15 protein-coding genes and 1 pseudogene are annotated in these 15,386 nt (G+C 72.9%); 13 read left to right on the top strand and 3 right to left on the bottom strand.

Going from position 1 to position 15,386, the window contains the following annotated elements; genetic code table 11:
- Nucleotides 1-15: 15 nt before the first annotated feature.
- The 6 genes from ribH (at nucleotide 16) to AQJ58_RS14540 (ending at nucleotide 4,886) form a co-directional block, all read left to right on the top strand.
- Nucleotides 16-501 carry a 6,7-dimethyl-8-ribityllumazine synthase gene (ribH, locus tag AQJ58_RS14565; RefSeq protein WP_067249912.1) on the top strand — a complete coding sequence of 162 codons (486 nt, stop codon included), beginning with the start codon at nucleotides 16-18 and terminating at the stop codon, nucleotides 499-501.
- Nucleotides 502-535: 34 nt separating this feature from the next.
- The gene (locus tag AQJ58_RS14560; RefSeq protein ID WP_055636932.1) at nucleotides 536-808 is read left to right on the top strand and encodes a phosphoribosyl-ATP diphosphatase; all 273 of its coding nucleotides are present in this window, start codon (nucleotides 536-538) and stop codon (nucleotides 806-808) included.
- A gap of 49 nt (nucleotides 809-857) precedes the next feature.
- Nucleotides 858-1,712 carry an ATP phosphoribosyltransferase gene (gene hisG / locus AQJ58_RS14555; protein ID WP_067249910.1) on the top strand — a complete coding sequence of 285 codons (855 nt, stop codon included), beginning with the start codon at nucleotides 858-860 and terminating at the stop codon, nucleotides 1,710-1,712.
- 38 nt (nucleotides 1,713-1,750) lie between these two features.
- The gene (locus AQJ58_RS14550) at nucleotides 1,751-2,233 is read left to right on the top strand and encodes a PH domain-containing protein (RefSeq protein WP_067249908.1); all 483 of its coding nucleotides are present in this window, start codon (nucleotides 1,751-1,753) and stop codon (nucleotides 2,231-2,233) included.
- 206 nt (nucleotides 2,234-2,439) lie between these two features.
- Nucleotides 2,440-3,804: a hemolysin family protein gene (locus AQJ58_RS14545; RefSeq protein ID WP_067249905.1), complete on the top strand. Its 1,365-nt coding sequence runs from the start codon at nucleotides 2,440-2,442 to the stop codon at nucleotides 3,802-3,804.
- Complete coding sequence (locus AQJ58_RS14540) at nucleotides 3,801-4,886, top strand: hemolysin family protein (RefSeq protein ID WP_067249904.1); 1,086 nt, start codon at nucleotides 3,801-3,803, stop codon at nucleotides 4,884-4,886. Before AQJ58_RS14545 ends, AQJ58_RS14540 begins: the two co-directional genes overlap by 4 nt.
- A 150-nt stretch (nucleotides 4,887-5,036) precedes the next feature.
- On the opposite strand, the gene AQJ58_RS14535 is transcribed toward AQJ58_RS14540, so the two are convergent.
- Nucleotides 5,037-6,902, bottom strand: a complete 1,866-nt coding sequence (locus AQJ58_RS14535; protein ID WP_067249901.1) for an AAA family ATPase — start codon at nucleotides 6,900-6,902, stop codon at nucleotides 5,037-5,039.
- A 443-nt stretch (nucleotides 6,903-7,345) separates the two neighbouring features.
- Nucleotides 7,346-7,987, bottom strand: coding sequence for a uridine kinase family protein (locus tag AQJ58_RS14530; RefSeq protein ID WP_067249898.1), 642 nt, complete (start codon nucleotides 7,985-7,987; stop codon nucleotides 7,346-7,348).
- Between the two features lie 149 nt (nucleotides 7,988-8,136).
- Between AQJ58_RS14530 and AQJ58_RS14525 the strand changes: the two genes are divergently transcribed.
- The 5 genes and pseudogenes from AQJ58_RS14525 to AQJ58_RS42475 all read left to right on the top strand — a co-directional run.
- Nucleotides 8,137-9,567: a peptidase C39 family protein gene (locus AQJ58_RS14525; protein WP_067249896.1), complete on the top strand. Its 1,431-nt coding sequence runs from the start codon at nucleotides 8,137-8,139 to the stop codon at nucleotides 9,565-9,567.
- A gap of 47 nt (nucleotides 9,568-9,614) precedes the next feature.
- Entirely contained in the window at nucleotides 9,615-9,755 is a 141-nt protein-coding gene (locus AQJ58_RS14520) for an SCO1431 family membrane protein (protein ID WP_107122065.1), read from the top strand.
- A 94-nt stretch (nucleotides 9,756-9,849) separates the two neighbouring features.
- Nucleotides 9,850-10,506: a TetR/AcrR family transcriptional regulator gene (locus AQJ58_RS14515; RefSeq protein ID WP_067249891.1), complete on the top strand. Its 657-nt coding sequence runs from the start codon at nucleotides 9,850-9,852 to the stop codon at nucleotides 10,504-10,506.
- A 166-nt stretch (nucleotides 10,507-10,672) separates the two neighbouring features.
- Entirely contained in the window at nucleotides 10,673-11,845 is a 1,173-nt protein-coding gene (locus AQJ58_RS14510; RefSeq protein WP_067249890.1) for an acyl-CoA dehydrogenase family protein, read from the top strand.
- A gap of 299 nt (nucleotides 11,846-12,144) precedes the next feature.
- Nucleotides 12,145-12,317 (top strand): annotated as a pseudogene (locus tag AQJ58_RS42475) (phosphotransferase family protein); the annotation flags it as partial.
- A gap of 45 nt (nucleotides 12,318-12,362) precedes the next feature.
- Here the strand turns inward: AQJ58_RS42475 and AQJ58_RS14500 are convergent.
- Nucleotides 12,363-12,797 (bottom strand): hypothetical protein, encoded by a 435-nt coding sequence (locus AQJ58_RS14500; RefSeq protein ID WP_067249884.1) that lies wholly within the window; start codon nucleotides 12,795-12,797, stop codon nucleotides 12,363-12,365.
- A gap of 240 nt (nucleotides 12,798-13,037) precedes the next feature.
- Here AQJ58_RS14500 and AQJ58_RS14495 point away from each other — a divergent pair, with 240 nt between their 5' ends.
- Both AQJ58_RS14495 and AQJ58_RS14490 read left to right on the top strand, forming a co-directional pair.
- Nucleotides 13,038-13,478: an Lrp/AsnC family transcriptional regulator gene (locus AQJ58_RS14495; protein ID WP_067249881.1), complete on the top strand. Its 441-nt coding sequence runs from the start codon at nucleotides 13,038-13,040 to the stop codon at nucleotides 13,476-13,478.
- 136 nt (nucleotides 13,479-13,614) lie between these two features.
- Nucleotides 13,615-15,231, top strand: a complete 1,617-nt coding sequence (locus tag AQJ58_RS14490; RefSeq protein WP_067249879.1) for an amidohydrolase — start codon at nucleotides 13,615-13,617, stop codon at nucleotides 15,229-15,231.
- Nucleotides 15,232-15,386 lie beyond the last annotated feature (155 nt).

The following is a 15,386-nucleotide window of genomic DNA, read 5'->3' as shown; positions in this document are numbered from 1 at the left end:
ACCTCGAGGAGAGACGTGAGCGGCAAGGGCGCACCGGAACTGTCCGTACGCAATGTGGGTGACCTCAGGGTCGCCGTCATCGCGGCCCAGTGGCACGAGAAGGTGATGGACGGTCTGGTCGACGGCGCGCTGCGCGCCCTGCACGACCTGGGCATCGACGAGCCGACCCTGCTCAGGGTCCCCGGCAGCTGGGAGCTGCCGGTCGTCGCCAAGGTCCTCGCGGGCCGTGGCTACGACGCGATCGTCGCCCTCGGCGTCGTCATCCGCGGCGGCACCCCGCACTTCGACTACGTGTGCGGAGGCGTCACCCAGGGGCTCACCCAGGTCTCCGTCGAGACCGGCGTCCCGATCGGGTTCGGCGTCCTCACCTGCGACACCGAGGAGCAGGCCCTGGACCGGGCCGGTCTGGAGGGCTCCCACGAGGACAAGGGGCACGAGGCCGTGACCGCCGCCGTGGCCACCGCGGCCACCCTGCGCTCAGTATCTGAACCCTGGAGGTAGGGGACCCGGCATTACGGCTAGGGTGGGACGCACCATGTCCAAGAAGACGTTCGAGGAGCTCTTCGCCGAGCTCCAGCAGAAGGCCGCCACCGGCGACCCCGCCACCTCCCGCACCGCCGAACTCGTCGGGAAGGGCGTCCACGCCATCGGCAAGAAGGTCGTCGAAGAGGCCGCCGAGGTCTGGATGGCCGCCGAGTACGAGGGCAAGGAAGCGGCTGCCGAGGAGATCTCGCAGCTGCTCTACCACGTCCAGGTGATGATGGTCGCCCGCGGGATCTCGCTGGACGACGTCTACGCCCATCTGTGACACCCGACTCCGCCCGACACCCACCCCACACGCGAAGGAAGCCGACCTCATGCTGCGCATCGCCGTCCCCAACAAGGGTTCCCTGTCCGGCCCTGCGGCGGAGATGCTGCATGAGGCCGGCTACCGCCAGCGCCGCGAGTCCAAGGAACTGCGGATCGTCGACCCGGCCAACGAGGTCGAGTTCTTCTACCTGCGCCCCCGCGACATCGCGATCTACGTCTCCTCCGGCAAGCTCGACATCGGCATCACCGGCCGCGACCTGCTGATCGACTCCGGTGCCGACGCCGAGGAGATCCTCCCGCTCGGCTTCGCCCGCTCCACGTTCCGCTTCGCCGCCAAGCCGGGCACGGCCCAAGGCGTCGAGGACCTCAAGGGCCGGACCGTCGCCACCTCCTACGAGGGCATCGTCGAGGGCCACCTCACCGAGCACGGCATCGACGCCTCCGTCGTCCACCTCGACGGCGCCGTCGAGACCGCGATCGAACTGGGCGTCGCCGAGGTCATCGCCGACGTCGTCGAGACCGGCACCTCGCTGCGCAACGCGGGCCTTGAGGTGTTCGGCGAGCCCATCATGAAGTCCGAGGCCGTCGTGATCCGCCGCACCGACGCGGAGGCCGACGAGGCCGAGCCGAAGGTGCAGCAGTTCCTGCGCCGTCTCCAGGGCGTCCTGGTCGCCCGGACCTACGTGATGATGGACTACGACTGCCGCGTCGAGCAGTTGGAGAAGGCCGTCGCCCTCACCCCGGGCCTGGAGTCGCCGACCGTCTCCCCGCTGCACAACGAGGGCTGGGTCGCCGTCCGCGCCATGGTCCCCGCCAAGGAGGCGCAGCAGATCATGGACGACCTGTACGACATCGGCGCCCGCGCCATCCTCACCACGGCGATCCACGCCTGCCGCCTCTGACCTCGTCCTCGACGCCGACCACGACCTCCACCGGGAACATGTCCGATCTTCCGGGCAGCGAGCTGCCCACCCTTCCCGTCACCTTCCGGCCGGGCCGCACCCGCGCGGTGCTGCTCTCGGCCGGGGTGGTGATCTTCCTCGTCATCTCCGGCGTCGCCATGCTGCTGGAGAAGCTCGGCCCGGGGGAGCGGCTCAGCTTCGTCGTCACCGGCGCCCTGATCTTCTCGGTGCTGGCCCGGCTCGCACGCGTCCGGGTCGTCGCCGACGGCAGCGGCGTCACCGTGGTGAACATCGCGAGCGGGCGGCGGCTCGACTGGGCCGAGATCATCCAGGTGAACCTCCGTCCGGGCGACCCCTGGGTGTTCCTGAACCTCACCGACGGCACCAGCCTGCCCGCCCTCGGCATCCAGCCCGGCATCGACAAGCAGCAGGCCATCACGGACGCGCGGGCGCTGCGCGCCCTCGTCGAGGCCCGCTCCGTCCGCGACCCCGAGACCCCCACCGGACAAGATCGGGGCTGACTCGGGGTCGTCGCCCCTGCCGCTCGAGGCCCTGTCTTGATTAATCTGGTGACGGAGGCGTTCCCGTTGCGCCTCCACCCCTGTGGTGCCCTGCCGGTGCACAGGGGTTTCCTGCTACCCGAGGAGTGACCCTCTCCGGCGATGGACGGTTCGTCCTGTAGTACCTGCGCCGCCCCCATCCGGCACGTTCCGGAGGCGGCGGCATCATGACCATCCCCCTGCTGCTCCTGGCAGCCGCGTTCCTGCTCATCCTGGCCAACGGCTTCTTCGTGGCCGCCGAGTTCGGCCTCGTCACGGTCGAGCGGCCGGAAGCGGAGAAGGCCGCCGCCGAAGGCGACAAACGAGCCGGTACGGTCGTGGAGTCGCTCAAGGAGCTGTCCTTCCAGCTCTCCGGCACCCAGCTCGGCATCACCATCACCTCGCTCGTCGTCGGCATGCTCGCCGAACCGGCGCTCGCGGAGCTGCTGCACACCCCGTTCACCGCGATCGGCCTCCCCGAGGGCGCCGTCTCCGGTGTCGCCGTGGTCGTCGGCATGCTGCTCGCCTCCGCCGTCCAGATGGTGGTCGGCGAACTCGTGCCCAAGAACTGGGCGGTGTCCAGGCCCCTCCAGGTCGCGCGGTTCGTCGCCGGCCCGCAGCACGCCTTCTCCCGCCTCTTCCGGCCGGTGATCTCGGCGCTCAACACCGTCGCCAACCGGCTGGTGCGCGCCCTGGGCGTCGAGCCGACCGAGGAGCTGGCCTCCGCCCGCACCCCCGGCGAACTCGTCTCCCTGGCCCGCCACTCCGCCCAGGCCGGCGCCCTCGAACAGGACACGGCGGACCTGTTCGTGCGCACCCTGTCGCTGGCCGAGCTGACCGCCCAGCATGTGATGACCCCCCGGGTGAAGGTCAGCGCCCTGCAGTCCTCGGCCACCGCCGAGGACGTGGTCAACCTGACCCGGGCCACCGGCCTGTCCCGTTTCCCCGTCTACCGCGAGAAGATCGACGAGATCGTCGGCATGGCCCATCTCAAGGACGCCCTGGCCGTCCCCGTCCAGGACCGGCTGCGCACCCCCGTCGCCCGGATCGCCCGTCCGGCCCTGCTGGTGCCGGAGACCCTGCCCGTCCAGCCGCTGCTGGCCCGGCTGCGCAGCGAGCAGCCCATTGCCGTCGTCGTCGACGAGTACGGCGGCACCGCGGGCGTGGTCACCCTGGAGGACATCGTCGAGGAGATCGTCGGCGAGGTCCGCGACGAGCACGACGGCCAGGACACCCCCGAACTGGCCGCCGCCCCGCCCGAGGAGGGCAAGCCCGCCTGGGACGTCGACGGAAGCTGCCGGGTCGACACCCTCCAGCGCATAGGCCTGGAGGTGCCCGAGGGGCCGTACGAGACGGTCGCCGGCCTCGTCGCCGACCTGCTCGGACGCATCCCGGCCGTCGGCGACCGGGCGGAGCTGCCGGGCTGGCGGCTCTCCGTGCGCCGGGTCGGCCACTACCGGGCCGAACGGATCCGGCTGGTCCACGTCGGCCGGCTCGGTCAGGCCGCGGCGGCGCAGGTCGCGGAGGCCCAGGTCGCGGAGGCCGCCCGATGAGCGTCGTCCAACTCGTCTTCGCCGCGCTGCTCGTCCTGGCCAACGGCTTCTTCGTGGGCGCCGAGTTCGCTCTCGTCTCCGTGCGCCGCAGCCAGGTCGAGCCCCTGGGCACCGCGCGCTCCCGGCAGGTCCTCCACGGTCTGGAGCGCCTGCCACAGATGATGGCCGCCGCCCAGTTCGGCATCACCCTGTGCTCCCTCACCCTCGGCGCGGTCGCCGAACCGACCGTGGCCGAACTGCTGGAACCGTTCTTCGAGTGGATCCACCTGCCGCACGGCATGATCCACCCGCTGGGCTATGTCATCGCCCTGGCCGCCGTGGTCTTCTTCCACCTGGTCATCGGCGAGATGGTCCCGAAGAACCTCGCGATGGCGGCCCCCGAGAAGGCGGCCCTGTGGCTCGGCCCGGGCCTGGTCGCCTTCGCGCGGGTCTGCCGTCCCATCACGGTCGCCCTCGGCGCCTGCGCCCGGGCCGTCCTGCGGCTCTTCCGGGTGGAGCCCAAGGACGAGGTCGAGGCCGTCGTCACCAGTGAGCAGCTCAACCGGCTGCTGGAGGACTCCGGCCAGGCGGGCCTCCTCGACCCCGAGGAGCAGGAGCGCCTGGAGGACGCGCTGGAACTGGGCTCGCGTCCGGTGACCGATGTCCTCCTCAAGCGGGAGTCGCTGATCACGGTGCCCCCGTCGGTCACACCCGGCCAGATCGTCGAGCTCACCGCCCGCACCGGCTACTCCCGCTTCCCCGTCGCCGCGGAGCACGGCGCCTTCATGGGCTACGTCCATGTGAAGGACGTCCTCGACGTGGAGGACTCCGAGCGGGCGGTGCCCCAGCAGCTGTGGCGCCCGATGACGACCCTGCGCTCGGACCTGCCCCTGGACGACGCCCTGACGGTGATGCGCCGCGCGGCCACCCACCTTGCCCAGGTCGCGGACACCCGCGGCAAGGTCCTGGGCCTGGCCGCCCTGGAGGACGTCCTGGAACTCCTCGTCGGCGAGGTGACCGACCCGGCCCACCGGGACGTCCCCGAGGTCCGGCTCACGGAGCCACGGGCCAGCGGCGAACCGGAGGAGGCGATGGCCGGCTAGGGGGCGGGCAACACCGGTGATGCAGGTGGTTTCCGGAGGCGGTCGCACGCACCGGACACCGCAGGCACCGCAGGCACCGCAGGCACAGCACGGACTGCCGAAACGCCCCAGGGCCTGCCGCGGCCCCGGCACGGCGGCCCGCCACTCCGGCTACAGCGCCGACGGATCCTGCGGCCCCCGCCCCGACAGCACCTCGCCGTACGCCTGCATGAGGTCCGGGAGCCGCAGGGTCGACAGGTCGTCGCGGGTCAGCGCCACGGCGTACGTCGACAGCCGCAGATCCCGGTAGGCGCAGCTCTTCTCGTACAGCGTCCGCAGGAACCGCCCGTTGCCCAGCTCGTCGATCCATCCTTGGTCGACGACGTGCCCGGCGATCGAGCGCAGCTCGTCCAGCGCCTCCTCGTCCCACACGTCACCGTTCTCGGCGGCCAGCACCTCGCCGATGGAGGTGAGTTCGAGGGGGCGGTACGAGGGGAAGTCGACGCGGGTCGTGAAGCGGGAGGACAGCCCGGGGTTCGCGGCGAGCAGCCGGTCCATGCCCTCCGGGTAGCCGGCCAGGATCACCACCAGGTGGTCCCTGTTGTCCTCGGCCCGCTTCAGCAGCACCTGGAGCGCCTCGTCACCGTAGGCGTCGCCCTTGCCGTACCCGGAGTTGGAGAGCGAGTACGCCTCGTCCACGAAGAGGACACCGCCGAGGGCGGAGTCGATCAGTTCATTGGCCTTGACGGCGGTCTGGCCGAGGTACTCGCCGACCAGATCGGCCCGCTGGGCCTCCACCAGATGGTCGCCGCCGAGCAGACCGAGGGCGTAGAAGACCCGGCCGAGAATGCGCGCCACCGTGGTCTTACCGGTGCCGGAGGGGCCGGAGAAGACGAAATGCCGTTTGGGCGGCTGGACCGGAAGGCCTTGCCCCGCCCGCAACCGGGCCATGTTGAGCTGCGCCGAAAGCGCCTTGACCTGGCGCTTCACCGGTTCCAGCCCCACCATGCGCTCCAGTTCGGCGAGCGCCTCCTCAAGTAAGCCCGGGTCGGTGGGACCGGCGGGCAGCGGGGAGCCCACCACCGTCTTCGCGCGGACCGCCGGATCGGCGACCGACGGCAGCGGCCCCACGGGCGGCAGGTCCGCGGGATCGGTGAGCTTGAGGTCGCGGCCCTCGGTCCCGAACAGCGGGTCGAGGGCGTCCGGGCCCTCCCCCACGTCCTGCCCGATCCCGGTGAGCGTGATCGCCGCGAGGTCGGAGGGATCGTCGTAGCCGTCGCCCTCGGCGATCGCGGCGAGCCGGGCCGAGGTGTCCATGAACGCGGGATCGACCCGGTGCACCGCCCGGTACAGGGGGAGCGCGGCGGCCGAGCGGCCGGTGCCCTCGTGCGCCCGGGCCAGCCAGTACCGCAGCTCCTTGCGCTGCGGCTGCTCGCTGCGGCAGCGCATCAGCGCGGCGGAGAGCAGCGGTTCGGCCTGGCCGTACATCTCCAGCCGGACCCGGGCCATCCCGCCGAACAGCCCGGCCTCGATCCCGAGGAGCGTGTCGTCCAGGAGCGGGTCGGTGTGCCGGACGAGCTGCTCCCAGTCCTTGACCAGATAGGCGCGGCAGGCGTGCAGGAACCGGACCTGGTGGTCGGTGTCGACCGGCGGGAGCCCGGCGAGCGCCCGGTCCAGTTCGGGCACATGCCGCCCGTCCAGCCAGTGCGAGGCGTGCGCGAGCAGCAGGTCGCGCGGGCTCTCCAGCACCGGTTGCACCCACCAGCCCAGCCAGTACCAGGAGTTGAGCGTCCGCCGGTGCCGGGTGCGCTGCTCGCCGAACCGGTCCCGGTGCCGGAACATCCGCAGCAGCGCGGTCGTCGTGTCCACGCGCAGCGCGTGCAGCCCGAGCCAGCCGTCGGCCATCCCCGGATCGATGCGTACCGCGGTGCGGAACTCTTCTTCCGCCTGCGGATACGCGCCCATGGTGTAGGCGTCCACGCCTCGTAGCCAGGCGAGGTCGGCCGGGGCCTGAACGCCCCGCGTGCCGAAATCCATCACGTCCCCCACAAACCGTGCCCCCGTCGGTTTGCCACCGGGCCCACGCCCGCCGGCTTCCTTGGTCGAACCGCTGTGCCGCGGACCGGAGTTGCAAGGTGCGCGCAGTAGCTGTCCATAGGTCGCACCGAGGGCATCGTACCTGCGGAGGAGTGCCTGCCGAAGGGTGCCGCCCAGGCCGTTCGACGAGGTGGGAGTGGACGGGGCGCATCCCGCTGCGGTGACCCTCGGTGAGCGTCCGATGCCGTGCCGCGTCCGCCGGAGAGGGAAGTGAAGGGGCCCGAGGGCAGAACGAAGCCCCCGATCACGGGGGAACAACCGGGGGCTTCGCGACTTGGGGCGGCTGCGAGAGCCGCACATTGAGAACGTAAGACCTGTACGGCCCGCCGGTCAAGCGAAGTTGAGGCACTTGGCGAAGTTCCGGCGGAGGGCTTTTCACAGGTTCACCACATCGCGGGTGGTCCTTCACACTGGGTGACACCCGGGTGCCCCGCGGGCTGTCCCGACGGTCCCTGCAGCACCTCGTATCCCTCGCCCAACTGCCGTACCAGCAGCCCTGCATGGGGGCGCGAAGGGTCGTCCGAGAAGTGGTGCGCCTCCGCCCGGACCCACCCGTCCCAGAACTCCCGCTGCTCCTCCCCGTCCCGCGCCCGCCCCCGCGCCCAGGCCCGCTCGGGCGCCATCTCCAGCCACAGCAGGCAGGCCAGATGCGGACGCAGGGCCCGGCGACCCGCGCCGACCCCCTCGATCAGGACGACGGGGGCCGCGGGCAGCGGCCGGGGCGGGCCGAAGCGGTGCTCGCGCCAGTCGTACGGGGCGTAGCGCGCGCTCTCCCCGCGGCCGAACGGCTCGATCACCTCGGTCATCAGCCGCTCGGTCCACGCGAACAGTTCCGCGTGGCTGGCGATGTCGTCGAGGTGCAGCACCGGCGCTGCGCCGAGCGCCTCGGCCAGCCGGCCCGCGAAGGTGGACTTCCCGGAGCCCGCGTGCCCGTCGACCCCGATCAGCCGGACCGGGCCGCAGGACGGCGGGAGCCGGCGGAGCCGGGCGGCGAGCCGCGGGACGGCGGTTTCCGGCGGCGTCACGGGACGGGATGCGGGAGAGGGGCGTGCACGGCCCGGAAGTCTAGTGCGACACGGGTGACCTCGGAGGCTGCGGTGCTGGTGGGCGTGGCCGCCCGCGCTCATAGTGGGCGCACAGTCGTGCACCGGACACCCTGGGGGTCCCTCCGCCCATGAGCAGCTCAGACCACCCCTCCCGCAGAACCGTTCTTGCCGCCACGGTCGCCGCCGTGGTGGCGGGCGGCGCGGGCCCGGCCCATGCGGCCCCGGCTTCCGGCGCGACCCCGGGGGCCGCGGGCCCTGCCGAGGCCGCCGACGCCCAGGCCGCCGACGCCGAGGCCATGACCCTCGACGCGGGGTCCGCCCCCGCCCGCCCCGTCGACCTCCGCTCCTGGCTGACGTACGCCGACTGGAGCGCGGGCTCCGCGCAGGGCACCCGTGCCGTCGCGGGCGCGCGGCCCGGTCTGGTGCTCGGTGGCCCCGCCGGCACCCTGACCTTCACGGATCCGCACGCCAGGACCACCGCCGACTGGGAGTACGCGACCTGGACGTCCCCCGTGCACCGGCTCGCCGTCCCCGCCACCGAGGTGATCGCCTCCTGGAACGCGAGCACCCCGGCCGGCACCTGGCTCCAGGTGGAGCTGCGGGCCACGTACGGGGACGGCACCGACACCCCCTGGTACGTGATGGGCCGCTGGGCCTCCGGCGACCGGGACATCCGGCGGGCCTCCGTCGACGGACAGACCGACGGCCGCAGCACCGTGTGGACCGACACCCTGGCCGTCGACGACGCCACGACGGGCCTGCGGATCGGCTCGTACCGGATCAGGCTGACCCTGTACCGCCGCCCGGGCACGACGCTCACCCCGACCGTGTGGCGGCTGGCGGTGATGGGCTCCGCCGTGCCGGACCGCTTCACGGTCCCGGCCTCGGCGCCCGGCCTCGCCCGCGAGCTGGCGGTCCCGCGCTACTCGCAGGAGATCCACCAGGGCCAGTACCCGGAGTACGACAACGGCGGCGAGGCCTGGTGCAGCCCGACCTCCTCCCAGATGATCATCGAGTACTGGGGCGGCCGGCTCACGCCCGCGCAGCTCGAATGGGTCGACCCGTCCTACGCCGACCCCCAGGTGTGCCACGCCGCCCGCTCCACCTACGACCACCAGTACGCGGGCTGCGGCAACTGGCCCTTCAACGCCGCCTACGCGGCCACCTTCGACGGCCTGCAGAGCGTGGTCACCCGGCTGACCTCGCTCACCGATCTGGAGACACTGATCGCGGCGGGCATCCCGGCCGTGACGTCCCAGTCCTTCCTCGCGGAGGAGCTCACGGGCGCGGGGTACGGCACGGCCGGCCATCTGATGGCCGTGATCGGGTTCACGGCCGAGGGCGATGTGATCGCCAACGACCCGAACTCGGCGGACGACGCCTCCGTGCGGCGCGTCTACGCCCGGCGCCAGTTCGAGAACATCTGGCTCAGGACCAAGCGCCACAACGCGGCGGGCAAGACCGTCTCCGGCAGCGGGGGCGTGTGCTACCTGTACTTCCCGGTGCGTCCGACCGCGCGCCAGTGCGCGGCGCTGGTGGCGGTCGGGGTCACCGTGTGAGCAAGGTCTCGGCGGCCCCCGTCCCGGCCGGTGGCACAGTGGACGGCATGACCGCACACGCAGTTCCCGCCCTCCGTACCCGTTCCGGCGGCCCGCGCGAGGACGGCCCGAAGATCGTCGAGCAGGCGCTGGGCTGGGTCCTCGCCGCCGTCGTCGCGATGCTGGTGACCCGGCTCGGACTGCTCTGACCTCCGCTGATCGGCCCTCGCCGGGGTGGGCTGGGCGGCTGTTCGACCTGACATACTGACGTGGTCCTGCCGACCGTTGGAGACCAGGTCGAAATTGAATATCAGCCAACAGCGCGACGCCGTCCGCCCCCGGGCGCGGGGAACCGAGCGCTCACTGGCGCGCCGCGCCGAACTCATCACCATCGGGCGCAAGTTGTTCGCCGACACGTCCTACGACGCGCTCTCGATGGACGACATCGCCCGGCAGGCGCATGTCGCCAAGGGGCTGATCTACTACTACTTCCAGTCCAAGCGCGGGTACTACCTGGCCATCGTCCAGGACTCCGTCGCCGATCTGGTCTCCTTCGCCGCGAGCGGACTGGAACTGGCCCAGGTGGACCGGGTCCAGCGCACCATCGACGGCTACCTCCGGTACGCCGAGCACAACCAGGCCGCCTTCCGCACGATCGTCAGCGGCGGGGTCGGTTTCGACACCGAGGTGCACGCCATCCGGGACGGGGTGCGCGCGGCGATCGTCGCGACCATCGCCGAGGGCGCCTACGGCGACGGTGACGTCCCGGCGCTGCCGCGGATGGCCCTGCTCTCCTGGGTGTGCAGCGTCGAGGGCGCCACCCTCGACTGGATCGACCGCCCCGAACTCTCCCGCGACGTCATGTGCGACCTGCTGGTGAAGACCCTGGGCGGCACCCTCCGCGCGATCGAGGAACTCGACCCCGCCTTCCCGGCGCCGAAGCCGGCCCGCAGGGACTGAGCGCACCCGCCGAAGGGGCGGAGGCCCACGCCCTCGCGCCCCCGGTCGCACGCCGGTCCGCCCGGCCGTCCGGCCCGGTCCCTGAGGCGCCCCGCCGTGCGGAGGGCGCGCCCCGCGGGCATACTCACAGCGCGAAGCCGCAGGCCGGCAGCTGAGGAGGTGCGGCATGGGCGAGCGCGCTCCGACACCGGTGGACCGCCTCCTGCCCACGCGGGAGGCACGGGAACTGCTCGCCCTCGTCCGGGACATCGCCCGTCGGGAGATCACTCCGACGGCCGCCGAGGAGGAGGACACGGGACGTTTCCCGCGCGGGCTGTTCACCCTCCTGTCCGCGTCGGGGCTGCTCGGACTGCCGTACGACTCCCGGCACGGCGGTGGCGACCAGCCGTACGAGGTCTACCTCCAGGTCCTGGAGGAACTCGCCGCGGCCCGGCTCACCGTGGGGCTCGGGGTCAGCGTCCACACTCTGGCCGCCTACGCGCTGGCCGCCCACGGCACCGACGCCCAGCGCGCCGCGCATCTGCCGGGCGTGCTCGGCGGCGGACTGCTCGGCGCGTACTGCCTGTCCGAACCCTCCTCCGGCTCGGACGCGGCCGCGCTGCGGACCAGGGCCGTACGGGACGGCGGTGACTGGGTGATCGACGGAACCAAGGCCTGGACCACCCACGGCGGGATCGCCGACTTCTACACCGTCCTGGCGCGCACCGGCGGCGAGGGCCCGCACGGGATCACCGCCTTCCTCGTGCCCGGTGACGCCGACGGGCTGACCGCCGCGCCACCCGAGCGGAAGATGGGCCTGAAGGGCTCGCCCACCGCCCAGCTCCACTTCGACGGCGTCCGGGTGGGCGACGACCGCCGCCTCGGCGCGCCGGGCGAGGGCTTCGCGATCGCCCTGGCCGCGCTGGACTCCGGGCGCCTCGGCATCGCGGCCTGCGCGGTCGGCCTCGCCCAGGCGGCCCTGGACCAGGCCGTCGCCCACGCCACCGAGCGCCGGCAGTTCGGCCGGCCCCTCGCCGACTTCCAGGGCCTGCGCTTCCTGCTCGCCGACATGGCCACCCGGGTGGAGTCGGGCCGCGCCCTGTATCTGGCGGCGGCGCGGCTGCGGGACGCGGGCCGGCCGTTCGCCCGGCAGGCGGCGATGGCCAAGCTCCACTGCACGGACGCCGCGATGCAGGTCACCGTCGACGCCGTCCAGGTGCTCGGCGGCTACGGCTACACCGCCGACTTCCCCGTCGAGCGCCATCTGCGCGAGGCCAAGGCCCTCCAGATCGTCGAGGGCACCAACCAGATCCAGCGGATGGTCATCGCCCGGCATCTGCTGGGCCCGCAGCCAGGCTGAACCGCCCCGGCTGCGGCCCGCTACACAGCGGCGGGTCGGGCCCCGCTTTCAGCCGGTACCGACCGACCCTGGCCGCCACACCACAGCTGACGTACCGTCAGTCGTAGGCGTGGCTGACGTACCGTCAAATACCGTGCGTCCGGACAGGAGCGTTCATGGCCGACGACCGCCCCGTGCCGCCGTCATGGAACGCGTCGAGGGGCGGGTCCCGCCTGCGCGCCGCGAGTGACGCCGACCGTGAGCGCCTGGAGGACGCGACGATCGGCCTGTTGGCCCCGCTCCATGACCAAGTGCCTCTGGACTTCCACAGGCTGCACGCGGCGCTGCGGCACGCGATCGTCATGCTGCGGATCGCCTACGCCAGGCGTACTTCGGCGAGGTGGCCGTGCCGGCGGATCCGGACACGCTGACCCCGCACCACGGCAGCCTGCGGGCCATGGTGCAGGGCAGCTACGGGGAGACGGGCTCCTGAGGGACGCGCTCGGGGAATCGGACCCCGGAGCGGAGGCGTCGCGGCTCAGGCGGCCTGGCGGCGCATCGCCGGTACGCGCATCGGGCGCGAGCCCGGGCCGCCGACGTGCGAGAAGGGCTGCATACGCCAGTCCAGCCCCTGAGGGAGCGTCAGCACCACGGCGGTGTCCTGCTCCTGGGCCGACGCGGACTCGTCCGCCGACCGGGCCTCGGACGCCGGACGCCCGGTGCCGGCGCAGACCGTGAGCCCGAACGGGTTCCACGGCGAGGCGCACAGCGCGTGCTCCGGAAGGACCTGCTCGTCCGCCAGCAGCGCGATGGACTGCGCGCAGTCCGGGCAGATCACCCGGAACATCGCGAAGGTGTCGTACGCGTCGAGCTCGTCGGCGTCGAACGGGTCGGGTTCGACGCCCTCCGGCTCGGGCTCGACCACGGACAGGCGCTTGGGCGCGGTGCGACCAGGGCGCTGAAGACTCTGCATGGGATTCTCCCCCTCGGGCTGGGCCGCAAGGCACTGAGGCCTCGACCACAGCAAGCACTTCCCAGACCGTCTCGGCGGTAATCACGAGCCCATCACGAAGCCTCTACGTGTGCTGTGGTCTTCGTCACATGCCATCCGCAGGTGCCAACGCACCGTGGCCGTCCGGCAGATCACGAACCGGGTATGACCTGGGCTGCACAGGTATCCGAGGAGATCACACGCACTGTAGGTTCTTGCGTCATGGAGGAGCTGGACCGCCACATCGTGCAGCTGCTCGTCAAGGACGGGCGGATGAGTTACACCGACCTGGGCAAGGCCACGGGCCTGTCCACGTCGGCCGTGCACCAGCGGGTGCGCCGGCTGGAGCAGCGCGGTGTCATCCGGGGCTACGCGGCCGTCGTCGACCCCGAGGCCGTCGGGCTGCCCCTGACCGCCTTCATCTCGGTGAAACCGTTCGACCCCAGTGCCCCCGACGACATCTCCGACCGGCTGGCCGGCGTGCCCGAGATCGAGGCCTGTCACAGCGTCGCGGGCGACGAGAACTACATCCTCAAGGTGCGGGTGGCCACCCCGCACGAGCTGGAGGAGCTGCTCGGCCGGATCCGCGCCCTCGCCGGGGTCTCGACCCGGACGACCGTCGTCCTGTCCACGCCGTACGAGGCTCGCCCGCCGCGGATCTAGGACGCGCCGGGCGGAGCGCGGAGAGCGGAGGCGGCCCCGGGTGGCCGGCTCCGGGAGGCCGAGGCGGAAGGCCGGGCGACCCCTTCGCGGCGCCCCAGGTGCCCGCGCGCTCCCGCGGCGCGAGAAACTGTCGGTCATGAGTGAGCGCACGCCCGAGCCGAAGACCGTCCTGCTCCGCCGCGGGGAGGTCCACAGCCCCGCCGACCCGTTCGCGACCGCGATGGTCGTCGAGCGCGGACAGGTCGCCTGGGTCGGTTCGGAGGGCGCGGCCGACGCCTTCGCGGACGGCGTCGACGAGGTGGTCGACCTGGACGGCGCTCTCGTCACCCCGGCGTTCACCGACGCGCACGTCCACACCACCTCCACGGGCCTCGCCCTGACCGGCCTGGACCTGTCGTCCGCCCCTTCCCTCGCGGCGGCCCTCGCCCTGGTACGGGACTTCGCCGCCGCCCGTCCGCGGGACAAGGTGCTGCTCGGACACGGCTGGGACGCCTCCCGCTGGCCCGAGGGGCGCGCTCCACGCCGCGACGAACTGGACGAGGCCACCGGCGGCCGGCCGCTCTACCTCAGCCGGATCGACGTCCACTCGGCCGTGGTCACCACCGCCCTGCTCGACCTGGCCCTCCGCACCCGCACCGAGCCCGGCTTCGCGGAGGGCGAGCCGCTCACCCGCGACGCCCATCACACCGCCCGCGCCGCCGCGTTCGCGGCCGTGACGCCCGCGCAGCGTGCCGAGGCCCAGCGGACCGCCCTCGCGCACGCCGCCTCGCTCGGCATCGGCTCCGTCCACGAGTGCGGTGGCCCCGAGATCTCCTCCGAGGACGACTTCACGGACCTGCTGCGGCTCGCCGCCGAGGAGAGCGGCCCGCGGGTCGTCGGGTACTGGGCCGAACGCGACGCCGACCGGGCCCGGCAGCTCGGCGCGCTCGGCGCCGCCGGGGACCTGTTCGTCGACGGCGCCCTCGGCTCCCACACCGCCTGCCTGCACACCCCGTACACCGACGCCGCCCACTCCGGCACCGCCTACCTGACCGCCGCCGATGTCGCCGCTCATGTGGTCGCCTGCACCGAGGCGGGCCTCCAGGCGGGCTTCCACGCCATCGGCGACGCCGCCGTGACCGCTGTGGTGGACGGGGTGCGGGCCGCCGCCGAGAAGACCGGCCTCGCCCGGATCCGCGCCGCCCGCCACCGGGTCGAGCACGCCGAGATGCTGACGCCCGAGACCGTGGCGGCCCTCGCCGAGCTGGGGCTGACCGCCTCCGTGCAGCCCGCCTTCGACGCCCTGTGGGGTGGCGACGACGGCATGTACGCCCAGCGGCTGGGCGTGGAGCGGGCCCGCACCCTCAACCCCTTCGCGGCCCTGCTGCGGGCCGGGGTCCCGCTCGCGTTCGGCTCCGACAGCCCGGTCACGCCGCTCGACCCGTGGGGAACGGTCCGTGCCGCCGCCTTCCACCGGACCCCCGGGCACCGCGTCTCGGTCCGCGCCGCCTTCACCGCCCACACCCGAGGCGGCTGGCGGGCGATCGGCCGCGACGACGCCGGGGTCCTCGTCCCCGGCGCCCCCGCGGACTACGCGGTCTGGCGCACCGACGCCCTGGTCGTCCAGGCGCCCGACGACCGGGTCGCCCGCTGGTCCACCGACCCGCGCTCCGGCACCCCCGGTCTGCCCGACCTCACCCCCGGCACCGACCTGCCCGTATGCCTGCGCACGGTGGTCGCCGGAAAGACGGTTTTCGTACGGCCGGGCGAGTGATCTCCGGGGCCGGTGCGGGGAAGATCACCCGTCCGCACGCCGAGGTGTGTCCGCCGCCACCTCCCCGCTGACCAGGGCATTGACCGCAAAGCCGCAGGTCGAACCGCTGTTGACAGCCGATGGCCGGAGGCGGGTAGGTTCGGCCGGGTCCACCA

It is taken from the genome of Streptomyces sp. DSM 15324, assembly GCF_001514285.1.
Classification (GTDB): Bacteria; Actinomycetota; Actinomycetes; order Streptomycetales; family Streptomycetaceae; genus Streptomyces.
This window is presented reverse-complemented; position numbering and strand designations above follow the sequence as displayed.

Excerpts from the sequence above, each read along its gene's own strand:
- AQJ58_RS14560 (WP_055636932.1), top strand. The coding sequence starts at position 536 with ATGTCCAAGAAGACGTTCGAGGAGCTCTTCGCCGAGCTCCAGCAGAAG.
- hisG (WP_067249910.1), top strand. The coding sequence starts at position 858 with ATGCTGCGCATCGCCGTCCCCAACAAGGGTTCCCTGTCCGGCCCTGCG.
- AQJ58_RS14550 (WP_067249908.1), top strand. The coding sequence starts at position 1,751 with ATGTCCGATCTTCCGGGCAGCGAGCTGCCCACCCTTCCCGTCACCTTC.
- AQJ58_RS14545 (WP_067249905.1), top strand. The coding sequence starts at position 2,440 with ATGACCATCCCCCTGCTGCTCCTGGCAGCCGCGTTCCTGCTCATCCTG.
- AQJ58_RS14540 (WP_067249904.1), top strand. The coding sequence starts at position 3,801 with ATGAGCGTCGTCCAACTCGTCTTCGCCGCGCTGCTCGTCCTGGCCAAC.
- AQJ58_RS14535 (WP_067249901.1), bottom strand. The coding sequence starts at position 6,902 with ATGGATTTCGGCACGCGGGGCGTTCAGGCCCCGGCCGACCTCGCCTGG.
- AQJ58_RS14525 (WP_067249896.1), top strand. The coding sequence starts at position 8,137 with ATGAGCAGCTCAGACCACCCCTCCCGCAGAACCGTTCTTGCCGCCACG.
- AQJ58_RS14520 (WP_107122065.1), top strand. The coding sequence starts at position 9,615 with ATGACCGCACACGCAGTTCCCGCCCTCCGTACCCGTTCCGGCGGCCCG.
- AQJ58_RS14510 (WP_067249890.1), top strand. The coding sequence starts at position 10,673 with ATGGGCGAGCGCGCTCCGACACCGGTGGACCGCCTCCTGCCCACGCGG.
- AQJ58_RS14500 (WP_067249884.1), bottom strand. The coding sequence starts at position 12,797 with ATGCAGAGTCTTCAGCGCCCTGGTCGCACCGCGCCCAAGCGCCTGTCC.
- AQJ58_RS14495 (WP_067249881.1), top strand. The coding sequence starts at position 13,038 with ATGGAGGAGCTGGACCGCCACATCGTGCAGCTGCTCGTCAAGGACGGG.
- AQJ58_RS14490 (WP_067249879.1), top strand. The coding sequence starts at position 13,615 with ATGAGTGAGCGCACGCCCGAGCCGAAGACCGTCCTGCTCCGCCGCGGG.